Origin of the sequence: Sorangium sp. So ce363 (assembly GCF_051520435.1) — a bacterium.
In the GTDB taxonomy this organism is placed as follows: Bacteria; Myxococcota_A; Polyangia; order Polyangiales; family Polyangiaceae; genus Sorangium; species Sorangium cellulosum_B.
In genome coordinates, this window is sequence record NZ_CP150333.1 from 8596687 (window position 1) to 8614648 (window position 17962).

Sequence of the window (17962 nt, forward strand, 5' to 3'; positions counted from 1 at the left end):
TTATACCGCGCCCCCGCCCGGCGGCGCGGGCTCTCCGAGCAGCTCGGCGCGGAGCGCGCCCGGCATCGCCTCCGCCTCGTCCGGGCGGAGCAGCCCGTCGCCGTGGATGATCGACGCCGAGAGGCGACCGCCGAAGCGGCTGAAGATCACCTGGAAGCCGGGCGGCGCGACGACCGCGGGCAGCGGGTACGCCGAGCGCACCGCGAGCCCCGCGAACCGCTCCACCGTCACCGCGCCGGGGTTCGAGACGATCAGCGAGGCGAGCTCACCCTGGAAGGGCTGGTCCCCCAGCCAGCGGTAGATCGGGCCGGGGAGCCAGCGGGCCAGATCGAGCGCGGCGATCATGGCGAGATCGAGCCTGTCGCGCACCACGGCGCGCTGCTGCTCGGCGAGGCGGGCCACCGCGCGCGCGTCGTCGTGGAGCTCGTCGCGGCCGAGCGAGAGCAGGGCCATCGTGAGGTGATTGCCGAAGAGCCGCCGCGCCCCCCCCTTGGGGTCGAGCGAGAGGGGCAGCGGGATCACATGGTGCGGCGGGGCGAAGCCGCGGCCCGCGAGCGCCCGGTCGGCGAGCCGCGTCGCCGCGATCAGCATGAGGCTCGTCTCGGCGAGCCGCGCGCGCTGGCGCACCCGGAGATCGAAGGCGCGGGTCTCCTCCGCCGAGAGCGTGAGCCGGAGGACGCGGGAGGCCGAGGGGCGCACCCCAGGACAGGCGCGCGCGAGCGACAGGATGGGCGCGCGGCCGAGCGACAGCACGTGGGCCTTGTACGCGCGCGCCAGCGCGACCCGCTCGTCGCGGTCCATGGCAGCCAGCAGGCGCTCCGGCGCGTCGTGCCGCTCCTGCGGCGGCGGCGGATCGTCGGGCGCGTCGCCGCTCCCGGAGCCCAGCCAGGCGGCGAGCCGATCCGCGCCCCTGCCATCCGTCAGCGCATGGTGGTGGCGGAGCACGACCGTATCGCCGTCGCCCACCTCGCGCACGACGTCGAGCGCCCACGGCCGCTCCGCGGAGGTCCGGTCCGCGAGCAGCGCCTCGAGGCGCGCCGCGCGCTCGCGCTCGCCCGCCACCTCGTGGAGGCGCAGCCCGGGGGCGCGCCGGTGGTGATCGACGACCCAGCGGGGCCGCCCCGCCCGCCCGAGCACGCTGTTGTCCAGCCGGAACCGGAGCTCGGGGAGCGCCCGGGTCGCGCGCTCGAGCCGCACCGCGAGCCGCGCCAGATCGAGGCGACCGTCGAGCTCGATCACGAACAGGCAGTGGTTGCCCGCCTGGCCGCGCGATCGCATGGCGCGATCGTTCATGAGGTGGAAGAAGTCGATCCCCCCGAGCAAAACGGGCGATGTCATGGTCTCCGCGAGGCACCGCCGATCAGGGGGGAGCCGCGCGCGACCCTAGCAGCCACGCAGGCCGCACGACAGCGCCCGCAGGCGGGGGATCACGCATCCTCGCCACGCACGCCGCGCGCCCGCGCAAGAAAAACGAAAGTATCCACATCATGGATACATGGTTCATACTATATTCTCGGAGTGAATCTTTCGGCGATCGACGTCAACCTGGTGATCGCGCTCGACGCCTTGCTGCAGGAGCGCAGCGTGACGCTCGCGGCCCGCCGGGTGGGCCTCAGCCAGCCCGCCATGAGCCACGCGTTGACGCGGCTGCGTGAGCTCTTCTCCGACCCGCTGCTCATCCGGGTCGGCCGGCAGATGGCGCTCACCTCGCGCGCCGAGGCGATGACGCCGCAGGTCGCCGCGATCGTCCACGATCTCGCGGGCCTCTTCGGCGAGACGACGCCGGCGTTCGACCCGGCGACGAGCGATCGCACCTTCCGGATCGCCGCCACGGAGTACGTGGAGCTCGTCCTCCTGCCGCGGCTCAACGCGGCGCTGGCGCAGGGCGGACCGAGGCTCGCGCTCCACCTGCTCCCGCTCGACGGCCGCGCCGTCGACGCGCTCCGGAGCGGCGAGATCGATCTCGCGATCGGCGTCTTCCCGCAGGAGAGCCTCCCCTCCGACCTGCGCCGCGCGCCCCTCTTCGACGATCGCTTCGCGGGGCTCGCGCGCATGAGCCACCCCACGGCGCGCGGGCAGGTCGATCTCCAGACCTACGCGGCCCTCCCGCACGTCGTCGTCCCCAGGCGCGGCGCCCACGACGGGGTCGCGGACGATCTCATCACGGCGCGCGGGATCGCGCGCCATGAGGCCATGACGGTGCCGCACGTGCTCCTCGTGCCGCACGCCATCACCGCGTCGGATCTCGTGGCCACCGTGGCCACACGCCTCGGCAGGGCGTTCTCCAGCCTGGTGCCGCTCCGCACCTTCGACCTGCCGTTCGAGCTGCCGCCCATCGAGATCGCGATGGCGTGGAACAGCCGGACCGAGGGCGATCCCGCGCGGGCGTGGCTGCGCGGCGTCGTGACGGACACCGCCCCGAGCCCGCGGGAGGCGGCCCGGCGCAAGCGCGCCTGAGGGGGTTCAGAGCGCGGCGAGGCGCGCCGCGCCCCGGGGCTACCGGCCGAGCGCCTCGGCGCGGTTCACGATGCGCGGCGTGAGGAAGATGACGAGCTCGTTCCGTACGTCGCTCGCGCGGCGCCGCTGGAAGAGGAGGCCGAGGACCGGGATGTCCCCGAAGAACGGCACCTGATCGAGGTTCCGGCCGGTGTTGCGGGTGAAGATCCCGCCGATCACCGCCGTGTGCCCGTCCATGATCAGGAGGTCGGTCTCCGCCTCGCGCTTCAGGATGGTCGGGTCGCCGCGAGCCGACGTCTGGTTGAAGTCGGGCTCGTCGCGGTTGATCTTCACGTGCATCGCGACGCTGCCGTCCGACGTGACGTGCGGCTTGACGAGCAGCTGGAGCTTGGCCTCCTGGAAGGTCGTCTGCACGCCCTGGGCGCTGATCTGCGAGAACGGGATCAGCGTCCCCTGGCTGATCCGCGCCTCCCGGTTGTCGAGCGTGAGGATGCGCGGGCTCGAGACGACCCGCAGCATGCCGCTCGCCTCGGCCGCGGAGAGCCGGACGCCGAGGTTGACGGTGTTGTTGATCGAGCCGAGCGTGAAGCCGAGCGCGCCGCCCTGCCCGGCGCCGACGATGGCCGGCAGGTTCACCGCGAAGTTCGGGTTCGAGACCTGGCTCGCGAACGGCGAGAGGCCGCCGGTCGGGCTGTTCGAGTCGGTCGCGCCGCCGGCGATGCCGATCGCCGAGGGGAAGACGAGCCCCGTCGGGTTGCCGGTCGCCGCGCTGAACGTCCCGTCGCCGCCCCACTGGATGCCGATGTCGCGCACGTAGCGGCTCGTCGCCTCCACCACGCGCGCCTCGATCAGCACCTGCGGCGTCTGCGTGTCGAGCGAGCGGACCAGCTCCTCGATCTGGTTCAGGTTCCCCGCGACGTCGCGCGCGATGAGCACGTTGGTCCGCTCGTCGACCGCCAGCGAGCCGCGCGGCGAGAGCATATCCTTCGAGCGCTCCTGGAGGTCCTTCGCCTCCGCGTAGTTGATCGGGATGAGCCGCGTCTCGAGCGGCGCGAGCTGGAGCTCGCTCTTGCGCCGCGCGATCGCGAGCTCCCGCTCTTTGTTGAGATCGGCGATCGGGGCGACGCGGATCATGTTGCCCTGCCGGACCACGCCGAGGCCCTTGGCCTGGAGCACCGTCTCGAGCGCCTGGTCCCACGGGACGTTGCGCATCCGGATGGTGACCGTGCCGGTCACGTTGTCGGCGGTCACGATGTTGACCCGCCCCACGTCGGAGATCAGCCGGAGGACGTTGTGGATGTCCGCGTCCTTCAGGTCGAGGTCGATGCGCCGCCCCGTGAACCGCCGCTGCTGCCCGGCGATCGCGGGCATGAAGGCGCCGGCCTGGTCGGGCTCGACGAGCGACTCCTGGCTGCTCGCCGCGCCCTCGAACGAGGTCTCCACCTTCGGCGCCCCGTCGTCGAGGAGCGCCTCGCGCGCCACCGTGCGGGTCCGCCTCGCCGCGCCGCCGTCGGCGGCGATCCCCGAGAGCGTCGTGGGCAACGCGCCCTTCGCGACGCTCAGCACGAGCGCGTTGCCCTCGCGCGCGACCACGCCCGAGGCGCCCTCGACCTGCTCGACCTCGACGACGACCCTGGAGCCGTCGCTGTTGCGCCGGAACGTCGAGATGGCCCGCACCGGGCCGCCGAACGCGCCGACGTCGAGCTTGCGCTGGAGGGCGTCGGGGAGCCGGACGCCGCTGAGCTCGATGACGCGACGCCCCCCCTTGCCGGTCGACTCGCGGTAGCCCGGGATCGACGAGAGCTCGATGACGACCCGATCGAGCGTCGCCTGGTGCTCGAAGCGCACGTCGGTGATCGTCGCCGGCTCGCGCTCCGGCGCCGCCGCCGCGGGGCCGGCCGGGGCCCGCGCCGCCATGGGCGCCGTCGCGTCGGCGGCGGCGAGCTCGATGACGAGCGCGCCCTGCTCGGCGCGGATCCGGTAGGCAGCCGGGCGCGCGAGCTGCACGAGCACCCGCGTCGTCCGCTGGGTCGCCTTGCCGAACCCCTGCGTCATCACCCCGGCCACGATCGCGTTGCCGCTCGTGATCGCGCCGGAAGCCCCGCCCGCCTCGGCGCCCTCGAGGTCGATGAGGAGCCGCTTGCCGCCGTCCGCGACCCGCGCCGAGAAGCGCGGCTCGCCGGTCGTCGCGACCACGATCTCGGCCTTGCCCTCGTCCGGCGCCGTGAGCCTGACGTCGCTGACCTTGATCGGGGCGGCGGCGTCTGCGTCTCCCGCAGGAGCGCCGAGGATCAACATCACCCCGAGTGCCGCAGCACGGCGAAGCGCGCCCCGCCTCGGGCGATAGTCTCGATTGCTCTTCATTGCACTCCCGCTTCGCGGTGACGCGAGATCTGCGTCACGCTGCCGGGAGGCTACTTCGGGTGCCCGGCGCGGGCCCAATTCGTGGCGGTCACGGGGCGCCGAGGGCCGCCTCGTTCTCCTCGCCGAGCGGCCTCAGCGCGATCACGCGCGTGGTCGGCGGGATCTCCGGGTGCGACGGGTCCTCGCGGATGAAGACGACGTCCGAGTCGCGGATCCGATCGATGCGCCAGTTGACGGCCACGTCGACGCCCGTGGGGCCGCCCGCGTGCACGATCTCGGCCTTGCCGACGAAATCGCCCACCTTCACCACCCACCCGAGCCCCGTGGGATCGGTGAGCAGCGCGCGGGCGGGCGCGCGCGAGACGACGCCGACCAGCCTGAGCTCGTCGAGCGCAAAGCGATCCACGAGGACCTGGCGCTGGATCGTCACCCGACCCCGGGCCTGCGTCGCGAACAGCGACTCGAAGCTCCGGAACGGGTCGCGGCTCCGGTCGCTCTCGGAGAAGTCGGCCTCCTGGAACTCCCGGAGCGGCAGCGGCGGCAGCTCTGGCGCGCCGGCGTCCGCGGCCGCGGACGCGGCGCCGGCCGCGGGCGCGCGCGGCGGCGAGGCGGAGGCCGGCGCCCCGGGCGGGCGCGGCTGGGTGGCGGAGGTCATCGGCTCTTCCTCCTCGCACCCCGCGAGCGCGAGGGCCACGGCGGTGGTCGCCCCGAGGGCGAGCAGCATCATCCGGCCGGCCTTCACCGCACACCTCCGCCGCTGCGACGCTTCACGCCGCTCGTCGCGGTCTCCCCGGCGCGCACGGCGCGGAACGCTGTCGCGAGGCACTCCACCTTGACCTCCACGTCGCTCCCCACGACCTTCGGCTCCTTGATCTCGACCTCCTCGAGGTTGATGATGCGATCGAGCTGACCCACGCCGTGGAAGAACTTCGCCACCTGGTGGAACTTGCCGGAGAGCGTGAGCTGCATCGGCACCTTGGAGAAGAACTCCTGCGGGATCTCCTCGGTGGGGCTCCATGACGTCAGGTTGACGCCGGAGACGGTCGCGACGCCCTGGATGGCGGAGAGGAAGGCCGGCGTCTCGGACTCGTCCGGGAGGATCTTCTTCTGCTCGCGGCTCATCTGCTCGCGGCGGGTCTTCTCGTCGAGGTCCTTCTGGTAGGCGGCCTTCGACGCCTGCGCCTTGGTGAGCTCCGCCTGGAGCACGCCCTGCTTCTGCGCGGCGCCCTCGATCTGCGAGTCGACGTCGGCGTAGAAGCCGACGAAGTACAGGATGCCGACGAGCGCCGCGAAGAGCGCGCCGACGCCGAGCTTGGCGAGCGGCGGCAGCCGGTCGAGCGCCGAGCCGGCCTGCACGGGCATGGGCTTCGTGGCCATCAGTACCTCACCTTCAGCTGCAGCGCGAACGAGACGAGCTCGAGCCGCGACTCCTTCTCGTTCTCCTTCTTCCCCGGGAGCAGCTGCACGTCGTAGAAGTACGAGGACAGCTTCAGCCGCTGGGCGAGCTCGTAGACGTCCGTGCCGTCGCGCGCGAGCCCCTCGACGCGCACGGTCCGCTCGGACTCGACGTAGCTCGTGAGCCACAGCCGGCGGCTGTCCCAGGACGGGTTGTAGACGGCGAGCGGGTTCTCCTTGCGGAGCTGCGCGAGCTTGTCCGGGTCGGCGGTCGGCCCCTTGCCGTTCGTGAGCAGCTGCGCGAGCTCGAGGAGCACCGCGGTCGGCCCGCTGCGCGCGGCCTGGAGCTTCGCGATCGCGTCCTCGCGCGCGCGCAGCACCTCGAGCGCCTTCTTGATCTCCTCGTGGTTCGCCACGAGCGTCCGGATGTCCTGGATCTGGCTCTGCAGCAGCGAGTTCTTCCGGTTCTGCTCGTCGAGCTCCTCGACCTTCGTCTGGTGGAAGAGGAAGAGCGCGACGATCTCGAGGATCACGACGCCGAGCGTGACGAGCAGCCACCGCTGGCTCGCCTGGGGCGCGGCCCCGCGCGTGCCGCGCCGCTGCGGGAGAAGGTTGACGCGAATCACGAGCGCTTCTCCCGGTCCTTGCGCATCGCGAGCCCGAGCGAGACGCAGAACTGCGCCGCCCGGAGCCGGAGCAGCTCCTGGTTGACTTCCTTCGCTTCCACGGTGATGCGCTCCATCGGCTGGATCAGCTCGACGGCCACCCGGGCGCGCCGCCCGATCGCGGCGGGCAGCGCCGGCAGGTTGGACGAGCCGCCGGTCAGGTAGATGCGGTGCATGTCGCCCTCACCGCTCGTCGCCAGGAAGAAGTCGAGCGAGCGCTGGATCTCCCCCGCGATCGAGTCGCACACCTGCTCGATGGTCTCGATGACCTGCGCGGGCACGCCGCCCGGCCCCGAGGTCACGCTGGCGCACTTGAACTCCTCGGCCTGCTCGAAGCTGATGCCGAGCTTCCGCTGGATCTGCTCGGTGATGTAGTTGCCGCCGTTGCCGATATCGCGGGTGAACGCGCTCGCGCCGCGCGACACGATGTTGATCGACGCGAGGCTCGCGCCGACGTTGATGATGGCGAACGTCTGGTCCGGCGGGATGCCGCGGTTCACCTCGAACAGGTTCTGGACGGTGAACGCGTCGATGTCGACCACCATGGGCTTGAGCTTCGCCGTCCTGGCGATCTGGGTGTAGTCGTTGATCTCGTCGCGCTTCGCGGCGACGAGCAGGAGGTCCATCTGCCCGGCCTCGGGGCGCCGGCGCAGCACCTCGTAGTCGACGTGGACGTCCTTGATGTCGAAGGGGATGTGCTGCTCGGCCTCCCACTGGATCTGCTCGTCCAGCTCGGCGGCGGTCATGAGCGGCACCGTGATCTTGCGGATGATGACCGCCTGGCCGCTGATGCTGAGCGCGATCTCGCGCTGGCGGATCTTGGCCTCGGAGAAGGCCCGGCCGAGCGCCTCGACGATGGCCTGCGCGTTCATGACGTGGCCGTCGACGATGGCCTGCGGCGCGAGCGGCGCGTAACCGAGCCGCACGAGGCCATAGCCCCTGCGGCCTTCCTTGATCTGAGCGATCTTGATCGCGCTCGATCCGATATCGACCCCGATCAAGTTCTTGCCTTCCGACATCCCGTCCGTCCTGCTCCGCGCCCGCCGTGGTGAAGCAAGGGAAGCCCGGGCTGCGTTGCCCGGCTCCCGGGCGCCCGATCCCCTGTGATCGCCTCTGGTCGCTTCTGGCGAAGCTTCGCACCACCGACGATCGCTGGGCAAAAAACCGCTTTACGCTCGCCTCCCGCCCGCCTATCGAAGTTCGATATGCGGTGCGGCGCCGCCGGCTCGGGCCGGCGAGCGCGCGCCAGCCCAGGGTAGCACCGTCCGGGGCTCGGTCGTCGGGCACGGATGACGTCAGGTCAGAGTCCCCTCATGCATCCGGAGTTCTCCCGTTTCTGCGGCATCGGCCCCCGCGCCGGGGCCGCGATGGAGCCCACCTCTTGGTCATCGCCGCCGTCGCGGCTGCGATGTGCGCTCGCCGCCCTCGCGGCGGCCTTTCTCCTGAGCGCCGCGCCCGGCGCGGCGCTCGCCGAGGACGGCCAGCACACGGTCTACGCCGGCCAGACGCTCGGCAAGATCGCGAAGCGGTACCGCATCACGGTCGACGCGCTCCGCGAGGCGAACGGGCTCAAGCCTGGCCAGCGGATCCATCCGGGCCTCGTCCTCGTGATCCCGGAGCGGGGTGAGCCCGGCGCGCGCGCGCGGTCCACGCGCGCCGCGCCCGGCCGGGCCGCCGCGCTGCGCGACGAGCGGGAGCGGAGCCGCGGCGCCAGCGCGAAGGAGCGCGACGCCGAGGGCCGTCCCCCGGGGAAGGGGTCGACGAAGAGGGACGGGGCGATGCCGCCCAACAAGCGCTATGCGCAGCGACCCAAGCGCCCCGGATGGGTCCGCCTGGTGCGAGGCGCCGAGCGGCTGGACGTCCAGCTGCTCACGCCGAAGGGGCGGCTCGTGCCCAAGGCCCTCCCCAAGCTCAGCCGGCTGATGCGCGCGTCCCCCACCGCCTCGATTCCCATCGATCCGCGGCTCGCCACGCTGATTGGCATGGTGAGCGACCACTTCGGCGGCAGGCCCCTCCGCGTCGTCAGCGGTTATCGCCCCTACTCACCCACCCAGTACACCCCGCACTCCAACCACAACCACGGTCGCGCCGTCGATTTCATGGTCGAGGGCGTGCCCAACACCGTGGTCCGCGATTTCTGCCGAGGTTTCCGCAACGCAGGTGTCGGATATTATCCCAACTCTACGTTCGTTCACCTGGACGTCAGATCAGATAAAGTGTACTGGGTGGATTACTCGGGACCTGGAGAGGCGCCGCGCTATGGGGGCGCGAAGGGTTCTGTCGCGGCCGATGAAGCGGCGCGCGATGTCCCCGTGTCCGCAGAAGAAGAGGTATATGGGTCAGGCGAGCCCCGTGTCCCTCAGCCGCAACCCATGAATACTACAGGGACAAACTCGGATACGGTGCGCAGCGGCAGCGAGACGGAGAAGGTCCTGGGGTCAGGTTCACCCACCCCTGCTCCTGAAACTTCGCCCGCAAAAAGGTGAGCTGTCCCGGCCGCTGGCTATAATCCACACACTGAACATCCGCACCAGACACAATTGCACGGCTCTGCCTTGCACGCTGCGAGAGTTGTGGCACCAATCCACCTCACGTGCAGCAATCGACCCGACTGCAGCGGGAGGGGCTCGCTCCTCCCATGTCGCTCCCCGCGTGCTGTGACGCGGGCGGGTTCGTCCAGCCGGTCGCCTTTGGCGCGACGTGTCCGGTCGTTCCGTGTGAGCACGCGCGGATCGAGGCGCCTTCTGCCCTCGGCCTCGATGGAGCGCCGAGCGTCGCGGTGCAGGAGCCGGGGGCGTCGCTCTCCCGCGAGCTTTGGGAGTCGGCGGAGGCCGCGTCAAGATGCGCGCACGAAATTTGGGAATCCGTGGAGGTCACGTCGGCCTGCACCTACGAGGGTCCGTGGCAGCTGTTGGAGCCAGACAGCGAGCCGGACATCGAGCCGGACGGCGGCCCGTGTAGCTTGCCGCGCTGTCCCGAGGCGGCCTGCACGGGCGGGCCGCGCGACCACGAGCCGACGTGCGCGCCGCTCCGCCCGGAGGTGCTGCGGGGGTACTTCCCGCTCGTCCGCAAGCTGGTGCGGCAGGTGTCGCGCCACCTGCCGCCCAACGTGCAGCGCGACGACCTGCTCAGCGCAGGGATGCTCGGGCTCGTCGACTCGCTCCGCAAGAACGGCGGGAGCGACGGCGAGACGTTCGCCGGCTACGCGAAGCTCCGGATCCGCGGCGCGATCGTCGACGAGCTCCGCGCGCAGGACTGGCTCTCGCGGCGAGCGCGCGAGGCGGTCGAGGCGGAAGCCGCCAGCAGGGTCGGCGGCGCGACGGTCTTCGTGAGCCTGAGCGAGGTGACCCCGACCGAGGAGTCGGTGCACATGTCCGGCGAAGACGACCCGATCGAGGCGATCTCGGCGCAGGCGACCCGGCGGGCGCTGTCCTTCGCGATCGCGCAGCTCCCGGAGCGGGAGCGGCGCGTGATCGGCATGTACTACTTCGAAGGGGCGAAGCTGAAGGACATTGGCGCAGAGCTCGGGATCGGCGAGCCACGCGTCTCGCAGCTGCACACGCGCGCGCTCGGCATGCTGCGAGGCATGCTGTCCCACGCCTGACCGCCGCCCGCGCTCAGGGGACGAGCCGGCGCGCCCGGCCGGGCATCGCGACGCCGACCGCGAAGAGCGCGGTTTCCTCGTAGGTCTGCTGGAGGGCGGGGTCCCCGGAGGCCCGGTGCACGAACGCGTTGCGGTGCGCGCCGCGATCGAGCGCGACCACGCGGGCGCAGCCGAGGTCGAGCAGCGCCTCGGTCGTCGCCTCGTCGCTGTCGAAGGTGGTCGTGGCCACGAGCAGCGTGCCGTCGTCGAGCACGCAGGCAGCGCTGCGCCGGCGCATGGTCCCGATCTCGCGCGCCTCCGGCCGCAGCCTGCCGTCGTCGGCGGTGAGCGGCAGCTCGGTCGCGTCCGCGCCCGGCGCGAGCGGGGCGCCGCCCGCCGGGCGGATCTCGACGCGGCCCTGGCGGACCAGCAGCAAGCCTCCCTCGCCGCGGAAGCGAAGGCCGACGGTGCCGCCCACGGCGAGACCGCGCGGGCCCCGCCGCCGGCCGGTGCCGACGCCGATCGCCGCGAGGACCTGCCGCCGCTCGTCGGCCGGCACCTCGGCGTCGAGCTTCGGCGCGCTCCGCGGCGAGATCTCGCGCGAGCCGGCGCGGAGTCGGAACAGGAACCGGCCCGGAGCGAAGGCGTGGACGCGGACCTGCGCGCCTAGGTGCACGGTGTCGGCGGCGTACACGGCCGGGCTCCACGCCGGGGGCGGCTGCGCGCCGCCGTCCTCGGCCCAGCCCACGCTCTCGCCCGGCAGCGACAGGTCCGGCGCCGGGGGACCGTGCGTCCAGCGCGACTCGAAGAAGAGAAAAGGGCGCGGCGACGCGGCCGCGGCGTGCTCCGGCGGCGCGATCGACATCGCGGGCGAGAGGCGCTCGGCGGTCAAGACGCCGTCCTGCTGGGGGCTCAGGAAGGCGACGCCGAGGGGGACCGGCGCCCTGCCCAGCGAGACGCCGGCGAGGCACCCGGCGCGCTCGAGCGCCGCCCGGAGCGCGGCCGCGTCGAGGGCGCTGCCCCACGCGTGGACCACGAAGCCGCGGTCGGTCATGCACAGCGCCGCGCGCTCGACGACGAGGTCGTCGCCGTCGTCGGGAGAGAGCGTCGCGCTGGCCGGGGCGCGCTCCGCGGGAAGGCCGGCGAGGATGGCGAGCGGGGCCGCGGCGCTCCCTGCCTCGAAGAGCGAAGGGCCCTGCCAGAGCGCCCAGGGGAAGCGCGTGGCTCCCTCCGCGCGGGGCGCGCCGGGGCTCGCCGCCGCCGGACGCTGCCATAGCGCCCAGGGGACGCGCTCGACGTCCCCGCCGGACGGCCACGCGCCGAAGTACGGCCGGCCCGAGAGGTCGACCCCGAGCGTCGCCGCGCCGTCGCGCGGGGGCACGAGCGCGCGGCCGCCGACGACCATGCCGAGCGCCTCCGTCCCCGCGTGGGGCGCGCCCGGCTCGCGCGTGGAGGCGCCGAGGCCGATGGCGCCGCGGAGCGTCGACGCGTGGGGGAGCTGCCCCGTGCCGCGCGGGCCGACGGTCGGCCTGGGGGCCTCGTATCCCGCCTGCAAGGTGAACCGGATGTGCCGCGTGTCGATCGCGAGCAGGTGGACGCGCAGCTCTGGCCGCCGCGGATCGGGCCGGAGGGTCGTCGCGGCGAACGGGCTGGAGGGGCGCTGCGGATCCTCCTCGACGCCGGGGAGCGCGCGCGGGAGCGAGGGAGCCACCAGCACCCAGGCGCCCTCCCCCGGGAGCGGGGGATCGACCGCCGGCGCGACCGGCGGCGGCGGCCAGAGCGAAGGCCACCCCTCCGGCGCGGGCTCGGCAGACGCGGGGCCGCGGGTCACGTACGCGGCGGCCGGCGCGGCGCGCAGCTTCGCCGCCGCGCGATCCGCGGCGAGCGCGAGCCGCTCGACCGCGGCCGCCGCCGTCGGACCGAGCAGGCGCTCGGCGGACGGCCCGGCGAGCTCGCCGAGCGAGGGCACGCGGCGCGGGAGGTGGTGCGCGCGGGCGACGAACGGATCACGTCCGCCCGTGTCGACCTCGCCGGTGCTGGCGTTGAGCGCCGCCGGGACCGCCTCCGGCCCGAGCGCCATCACCAGGCCCTCGTCCACGAGGTCGAGCCGCGCAGACGCGGGCGGGTTGTCGAACGAGATCTCGGTGCGCGACGCGCCGTCCACGCTCCCGGTCTCGAGCCAGCCGTCGATCGCCGCGCGGAGCCGCTCGCCGACGGGCCGCGCTCCCGCGCGCCCATCGCCGCCCAGATCGAGCTGCGTGATCCCCTGCACGACGCCGAAGGCGGTGGTGGTCACCGCGACGCGGCTGCCGCGGGCGACGAGGCCGCGATCGTCGCCGAGGGGCGTCCCGGTCAGGTTGCGCACGCCGTCCAGGCTCACCGGCCGGCCGGAGCGGGTGAGCCGCACGCGCGCCCGGTACAGGTCGGCGGCGCCGCGCCCGTCAGGCGCGCGCTCCGCCTCGGGCCCGCGCTCCGCCTCGGGCCCGCGCTCCGCGGCGCCCGGACGCGCGACGCGCGGGACGCCAAGGAACAGCACCCGGCGGCCCAGAAGCGCGTCGGAGAAGAACCCGCCGCGCTCCTCCCATACGAAGTCGTCCGGATTGACGGCGCCGCCGATCGCCTCCCCGAGCATCCCGGCGATGGCGTCCGCGGTCCGCGCTGGCGGGGGCGGGGTCGAGAGCCGCGCGACGGCCCCGAGAAGAGCGACGCCGAGCGCGATCGGGAGCCGACCGCGCAGGTGATCGATCCACGGCGAGAGCGGTCGGTCCGTCATCCCTGCGCGCGCGCGCTCCCTCCGGAAGCCGCGCCGGCCTGGGCCGCCGCGGTGCGCGGGCGGATCCCGAGGAGCTGGCGCGCGCGGTCCGGCTCGACCACCTCGCGGCCGACGCTCCGCGCGAAGGCGGCGGCGCGCGCGACGAGCGGCGCGCTCCCCTCGGCGAGCACGCCCTTGTCCAGGTAGATGTTGTCCTCCAGCCCGACCCGCGCGTGCCCGCCGAGCTGCATGGCGAGCTCGGTCATCGGGCGCTGGTGGCGGCCGACGGCGGCGACGCCCCAGGTGGCGCCTTGGGGGATCTGGGTGATCATGAACCGGAGCACGTCCTCGCGCGCCGCGATGCCGCCGGGCACCCCCAGGACGAACTGGAAGTGGAGCGGCTCCGCAAGGAGCCCCTCGGCGAAAAGGCTGAGCGCCTCATGGATATGGCCGACCTCATAGCACTCGAGCTCGGCGACGCTCCCCCCGGCGCGGATGCGGGCCGCCATGTCCCGGATAAGGGGCCGGGTGTTGTCGAAGATCCCGTCGCCGAAGTTGATCGTGCCGCAGTTCAGGGTGGCCATCTCGGGGCTGCAGAGCAGCGGTTGGGCGCGCTCGTCGACGCCCATCCCGACGGCGCCCCCGGTCGACGTCTGGACGATGACGTCCGTCTTCTCGTTGATCGCGGCGATCGCCTCGGCGAACAGCGCGCGCGACTGGCTCGGCGACCCGTCCGGGTTCCTGACGTGCAGGTGGACCACCGAGGCGCCCGCGTCGCGGCAGCGGGCGGCCTCGTCGGCGAGCTCGCGCGCCGTGATGGGGAGGTGCGGCGTCTGCGCCCGGGTCGTCTCCGCGCCGACGATCGCGGCCGTCAGGATGAGGGCGCTCTGCGGCGGCGTGACCAGGATCCGGGGGGGCGGCGTGATGATGGGCCGCGGCTCCGGGAGCTGCGCGTGGTCCGGGGGCGGCGCCGACAGCGCCGGCAGGACGAGGCGCGGCCGACGCTGGAGCTCCTTCGGGACGACACAGGTGCCGAGCGCCCGGCAGACGATGACCGGCTCGGCCAGCGCGTCGGCCGCCGAGGGCGCCACCCCGGCTTCGCGGACGCTGGCGACGACCTTGCGCGCCTCGAACGCCATCGCGCGCGACGTGGCGCCGACCTTGGTGACCACCCCGGTCGCCTCGATGAAGTCGCCTGCTCTGACCGGGGCGAGGAACTCGACCGCCTCGTACGCGCGGAAGAGCCCCTCGTCGCCGTCGAGACGGATCAGGAGCTCGGTGGCGACGTCGCCGAAGAGCGCGAGAATACGCGCTCCATCGCACAGCTCGCCCGCGTAATGTGCGTCGTGCGCGCCCATCCTGACGCGCAGCGTGACCGTGAGACCAACCCCTGTGCTCATGGGCGTGAAGACTCAACAGTCGACAGTCGGTAGTCAACAGAGGAAACTGCCCCCGCCGATGAACCTCGTAGAAGCCAGAAATCTCCCGCGCCACGTCGGAATCATCATGGATGGCAACGGTCGCTGGGCGGAGCTGCGCGGCGAGCCGCGCGAGGCCGGACACAAGGCCGGCAGCGCCGCCGTGCGGCGGATCGTGCGCGTCTGCCGGAGGCTCGGCGTCGAGGCGCTGACGCTGTACGCGTTCAGCGAGCAGAACTGGGCGCGGCCTCGGAACGAGGTCGACGCGCTGATGGGGCTGCTGCGCGAGTACCTGATGAGCGAGCGCTGCGAGATCCTCGAGAACGACATCCGCCTGGTCGCGATCGGCGACATCAGCCGGCTCCCCGAGGGCGTGCGCGACGTGCTCGACCCGCTCCGGAAGGCGTCCGCGACGAACCGCCAGATGACGCTCGCGCTGGCGCTGTCCTACGGCGCGCGCGAGGAGATCGCCGCCGCGGCGCGCGAGCTCGCGATGGAGGCGGTCGCCGGCAGGCTCGATCCGGAGTCGATCGACGGGGCGCTGCTCGCCGCGCGGCTGCCGAGCCTGAGCGTGGGCGAGCCGGATCTCATCATCCGCACCGGCGGCGAGCAGCGGCTCTCCAACTTCCTGCTCTACGGGGCCGCGTACGCCGAGCTGTCGTTCACCGAGCGGCTGTGGCCCGACTTCACCGAGGACGACCTGTTCGCCGCCATCGCGGCCTACCAGCGGCGCGACAGCGCCGACTCGCCCGCGCACGACGCGGAGGGCGGCGCCGGGGGCGAGCCGGCCAGCGCGCGGGGCGCGCTCGACGCGGAGCGGCCGTGGCGCGCGCACGAGATCGCCGCGCCCGCTTCGCATGCTTCCCACGATGGCTCACGGACGGGGGTCTGAGATTGGCTGCTTCCAACCTCACGATGCGGGTCCTCACCGCGCTCGTGGCCGCTCCCCTGCTCCTCTCGCTGCTCTACCTCGGCCCGAGCTGGGGCTGGGCGGCGCTCGTCGCGGTCGCCTCCGCCATCGGCGCGCTCGAGCTCTTCGCGATGACGCACGCGGACGACCGCGTCGCGCGGGCCATCGGCGTCGCGCTCACCCTCGCCGTCCTCGGCGTGATCTGGCGATTCAGCGGCTCTCCGGGCGCGCTCCTCGCGCTGATCTTCCTGCTCCCGTTCGTCGCGATGCTCATCACGCTGGTGCGCCTCGGCGAGATGCGCACCGCGGCGCTGCGCGTGCTGGCGATGACCTTCGGCCCGCTCTACGTGGGCGGCGGTCTCGGCGCGCTGGCGCTCCTCCGCCGCGACGGGGGCGCCGACGGCCCCTCGTTCGTCGTGCTGGCGATGCTGCTCTCCTGGTTCTCCGACACCGGCGCCTATTTCGCCGGCCGCTTCCTCGGCCGGCGCAAGCTCTACGAGGCCGTGAGCCCGAAGAAGACGGTCGAGGGCGCGCTCGGCGGCCTGCTCTTCGCCGTGATCGGCGCGCTCCTTGCTCACTTCTGGTTCCTCCGGTCGCTGCCGCTCGTGGACGCGCTCGCGCTCGCGATCGTCGCGGGCGGCCTCGGTCAGGCGGGAGACCTCGGGGAGTCCCTGTTCAAGCGCTCCTTCGGGATCAAGGACTCTGGCGGGATCGTGCCCGGCCACGGCGGCATCCTCGACCGCGTCGATGCCCTGCTCGTGACCGGGACCATCACGTATCTGTATGTCCTGTGGTCGAGGCCCTGAACGGCGCCGCGCGCGGTGCGCCGTGCGCCGTCCGAACACCGCGCATCCATCGATGCGCGACACCCACATCGCACGCGCCGCAGCCTCGCCCCCGACGCGGCTTTCCCGCGGTCAACGCGGCGCCTCCTCGCACACTGGCAGCCTGACGCATCGCTCCGCCCGTCCGGAACCGCGATGACGCATCGCATGGTTGCGCCCGACGTTGAACGGAAGGGCTCAGCGCACTAGAAAGTTACATAGCCATGGAAGAACAGCTCAGTACCAAGACCACGACTCCGCCAGTGAGCGTCCCTGCTGCTCCGAGCCACAGGCACAAATACGAGTTCTTCAAAGTCGTCCAGGGTTACCTCGACGAGGCTGCCCGACTGATCGAGCTGCCGGGTTACATCACCACGATCCTGAGCCAGCCGAAGAACGAGATCATCGTCAATTTCCCTGTACGGATGGATGACGGCAGCATCCGGCTCTTCAAGGGTTACAGGATCCAGCACAACAACCTCCTCGGGCCGTTCAAGGGGGGCATTCGATATCACGAGACGGTATCGCTCGATGATCTCAAGGCGCTGGCCGCGATGATGACGTGGAAGTGCGCGCTCATGAACCTGCCGCTCGGCGGCGGAAAAGGGGGGATCAAGTTCAACCCGAACGAGGTGTCGCGCGCCGAGCTCCAGCGGATCACCCGCCGCTTCTTCCATGCGCTCGGCGGAAACATCGGCCCGGAGACGGACATCCCGGCTCCCGACATGGGCACCGACGCAAAGACCATGGCCTGGGCCATGGACACGTACATGAACACCGTCGGCCAGCTCTTCAAGCAGGCGGTGAAGGGCGTCGTGACGGGCAAGCCGGTGGCGTCGGGCGGCACGTACGGTCGCGAGAAGGCGACGGGCCAGGGCGTCGTCCACTGCATCACCGAGTGGGCCGAGGACAACGACGTGAACCTCGGCGGCTCAACGCTGCTCGTGCAGGGCTTCGGCAACGTCGGCTCGCACACGGCCGTGCTCCTGTCGAAGCTCGGCGCCTCGACCGTCGCTGTCGGCGATCACACCGGGTATCTCTACAATCCGGAAGGGTTCAATCCGCACAAGCTGCAGGACTACGTGAAGAAGAACCGCTCGATCGCGGGCTACCCTGCCGGCAAGCCGATCAGCCGCGAGGAGTTCTTCCGGCTCAAGGCGGACATCTTCATCCCGGCGGCCCTGGAGAACCAGGTCGGCGTGGAGGAGGCGAGCTGGCTGCAGGTCCGCCTCGTGGCCGAGGGCGCGAACGGGCCGTGCACGCCCGAGGGGGAGAAGATCCTCCTGGAGCGCGGGATCCATATCCTGCCCGACGTCCTCGCCAACTCGGGCGGCGTCACGGTGAGCTACTACGAGTGGGTGCAGAACAAGCGCTCGGAGACATGGACGCTCGAGGAGGTCGACTCCCGGCTCGAGAAGGCGATGAAGCGGGCCTACCGCGAGGTGACCGAGCTGGCGCGGCAGAAGAAGTGCACGCTGCGCCTCGCCGCCTATGCCGTGGCGCTGCAGCGGCTCGCCGCGGTGTATGGAGAGCGCGAGATCTTCCCCTGAGATCGCTTGTCCGCGCTCCTCCGGCCCACCGTCCGTCCGCGACG

The 17962-nt window shown here is 72.4% G+C and carries 14 protein-coding genes; 6 read left to right on the forward strand and 8 right to left on the reverse strand.

The genetic code is table 11. The annotated features are described in order from the left end of the window. Window positions 1-1338, reverse strand: coding sequence for a wax ester/triacylglycerol synthase domain-containing protein (locus tag WMF12_RS32285; protein WP_437740491.1), 1338 nt, complete (start codon window positions 1336-1338; stop codon window positions 1-3). 180 nt (window positions 1339-1518) lie between these two features. Here WMF12_RS32285 and WMF12_RS32290 point away from each other — a divergent pair, with 180 nt between their 5' ends. Beyond that, window positions 1519-2457 carry a LysR family transcriptional regulator gene (locus WMF12_RS32290; RefSeq protein ID WP_437851572.1) on the forward strand — a complete coding sequence of 313 codons (939 nt, stop codon included), beginning with the start codon at window positions 1519-1521 and terminating at the stop codon, window positions 2455-2457. A gap of 39 nt (window positions 2458-2496) precedes the next feature. On the opposite strand, the gene WMF12_RS32295 is transcribed toward WMF12_RS32290, so the two are convergent. The 5 genes from WMF12_RS32295 to pilM all read right to left on the reverse strand — a co-directional run bounded on the left by WMF12_RS32295 (window position 2497) and on the right by pilM (window position 7900). Further along, entirely contained in the window at window positions 2497-4755 is a 2259-nt protein-coding gene (locus tag WMF12_RS32295; RefSeq protein WP_437851574.1) for a type IV pilus secretin PilQ, read from the reverse strand. 154 nt (window positions 4756-4909) lie between these two features. Continuing rightward, a complete protein-coding gene (locus tag WMF12_RS32300; RefSeq protein WP_437851576.1) occupies window positions 4910-5563 on the reverse strand; it encodes a pilus assembly protein PilP in 654 nt (217 codons plus the stop codon). Beyond that, the gene (locus WMF12_RS32305) at window positions 5560-6198 is read right to left on the reverse strand and encodes a type 4a pilus biogenesis protein PilO (protein ID WP_437740496.1); all 639 of its coding nucleotides are present in this window, start codon (window positions 6196-6198) and stop codon (window positions 5560-5562) included. Before WMF12_RS32305 ends, WMF12_RS32300 begins: the two co-directional genes overlap by 4 nt. Continuing rightward, entirely contained in the window at window positions 6198-6842 is a 645-nt protein-coding gene (locus WMF12_RS32310) for a PilN domain-containing protein (protein ID WP_437709480.1), read from the reverse strand. The genes WMF12_RS32305 and WMF12_RS32310 overlap by 1 nt, the downstream gene beginning before the upstream one ends. Continuing rightward, complete coding sequence (gene pilM / locus WMF12_RS32315; protein ID WP_012238809.1) at window positions 6839-7900, reverse strand: type IV pilus assembly protein PilM; 1062 nt, start codon at window positions 7898-7900, stop codon at window positions 6839-6841. The genes WMF12_RS32310 and pilM overlap by 4 nt, the downstream gene beginning before the upstream one ends. A 294-nt stretch (window positions 7901-8194) precedes the next feature. Between pilM and WMF12_RS32320 the strand changes: the two genes are divergently transcribed. Then, the gene (locus WMF12_RS32320) at window positions 8195-9367 is read left to right on the forward strand and encodes a DUF882 domain-containing protein (RefSeq protein ID WP_437851578.1); all 1173 of its coding nucleotides are present in this window, start codon (window positions 8195-8197) and stop codon (window positions 9365-9367) included. A 380-nt stretch (window positions 9368-9747) separates the two neighbouring features. Continuing rightward, entirely contained in the window at window positions 9748-10485 is a 738-nt protein-coding gene (locus WMF12_RS32325) for a sigma-70 family RNA polymerase sigma factor (protein WP_437851579.1), read from the forward strand. 13 nt (window positions 10486-10498) lie between these two features. Here WMF12_RS32325 and WMF12_RS32330 read toward each other — a convergent pair whose 3' ends face one another. Both WMF12_RS32330 and WMF12_RS32335 read right to left on the reverse strand, forming a co-directional pair. Next, window positions 10499-13237 (reverse strand): hypothetical protein, encoded by a 2739-nt coding sequence (locus WMF12_RS32330; protein WP_437851581.1) that lies wholly within the window; start codon window positions 13235-13237, stop codon window positions 10499-10501. After that, a complete protein-coding gene (locus WMF12_RS32335; protein ID WP_437851583.1) occupies window positions 13234-14616 on the reverse strand; it encodes a 3-keto-5-aminohexanoate cleavage protein in 1383 nt (460 codons plus the stop codon). The genes WMF12_RS32330 and WMF12_RS32335 overlap by 4 nt, the downstream gene beginning before the upstream one ends. A 58-nt stretch (window positions 14617-14674) precedes the next feature. Between WMF12_RS32335 and uppS the strand changes: the two genes are divergently transcribed. The 3 genes from uppS to WMF12_RS32350 all read left to right on the forward strand — a co-directional run bounded on the left by uppS (window position 14675) and on the right by WMF12_RS32350 (window position 17918). Next, the gene (uppS, locus tag WMF12_RS32340; protein ID WP_437740501.1) at window positions 14675-15526 is read left to right on the forward strand and encodes a polyprenyl diphosphate synthase; all 852 of its coding nucleotides are present in this window, start codon (window positions 14675-14677) and stop codon (window positions 15524-15526) included. A gap of 2 nt (window positions 15527-15528) precedes the next feature. After that, window positions 15529-16350 carry a phosphatidate cytidylyltransferase gene (locus tag WMF12_RS32345; protein WP_437851586.1) on the forward strand — a complete coding sequence of 274 codons (822 nt, stop codon included), beginning with the start codon at window positions 15529-15531 and terminating at the stop codon, window positions 16348-16350. Window positions 16351-16631: 281 nt separating this feature from the next. Then, entirely contained in the window at window positions 16632-17918 is a 1287-nt protein-coding gene (locus WMF12_RS32350; protein ID WP_437851588.1) for a Glu/Leu/Phe/Val family dehydrogenase, read from the forward strand. The last annotated feature ends 44 nt before the right edge of the window (window positions 17919-17962 follow it).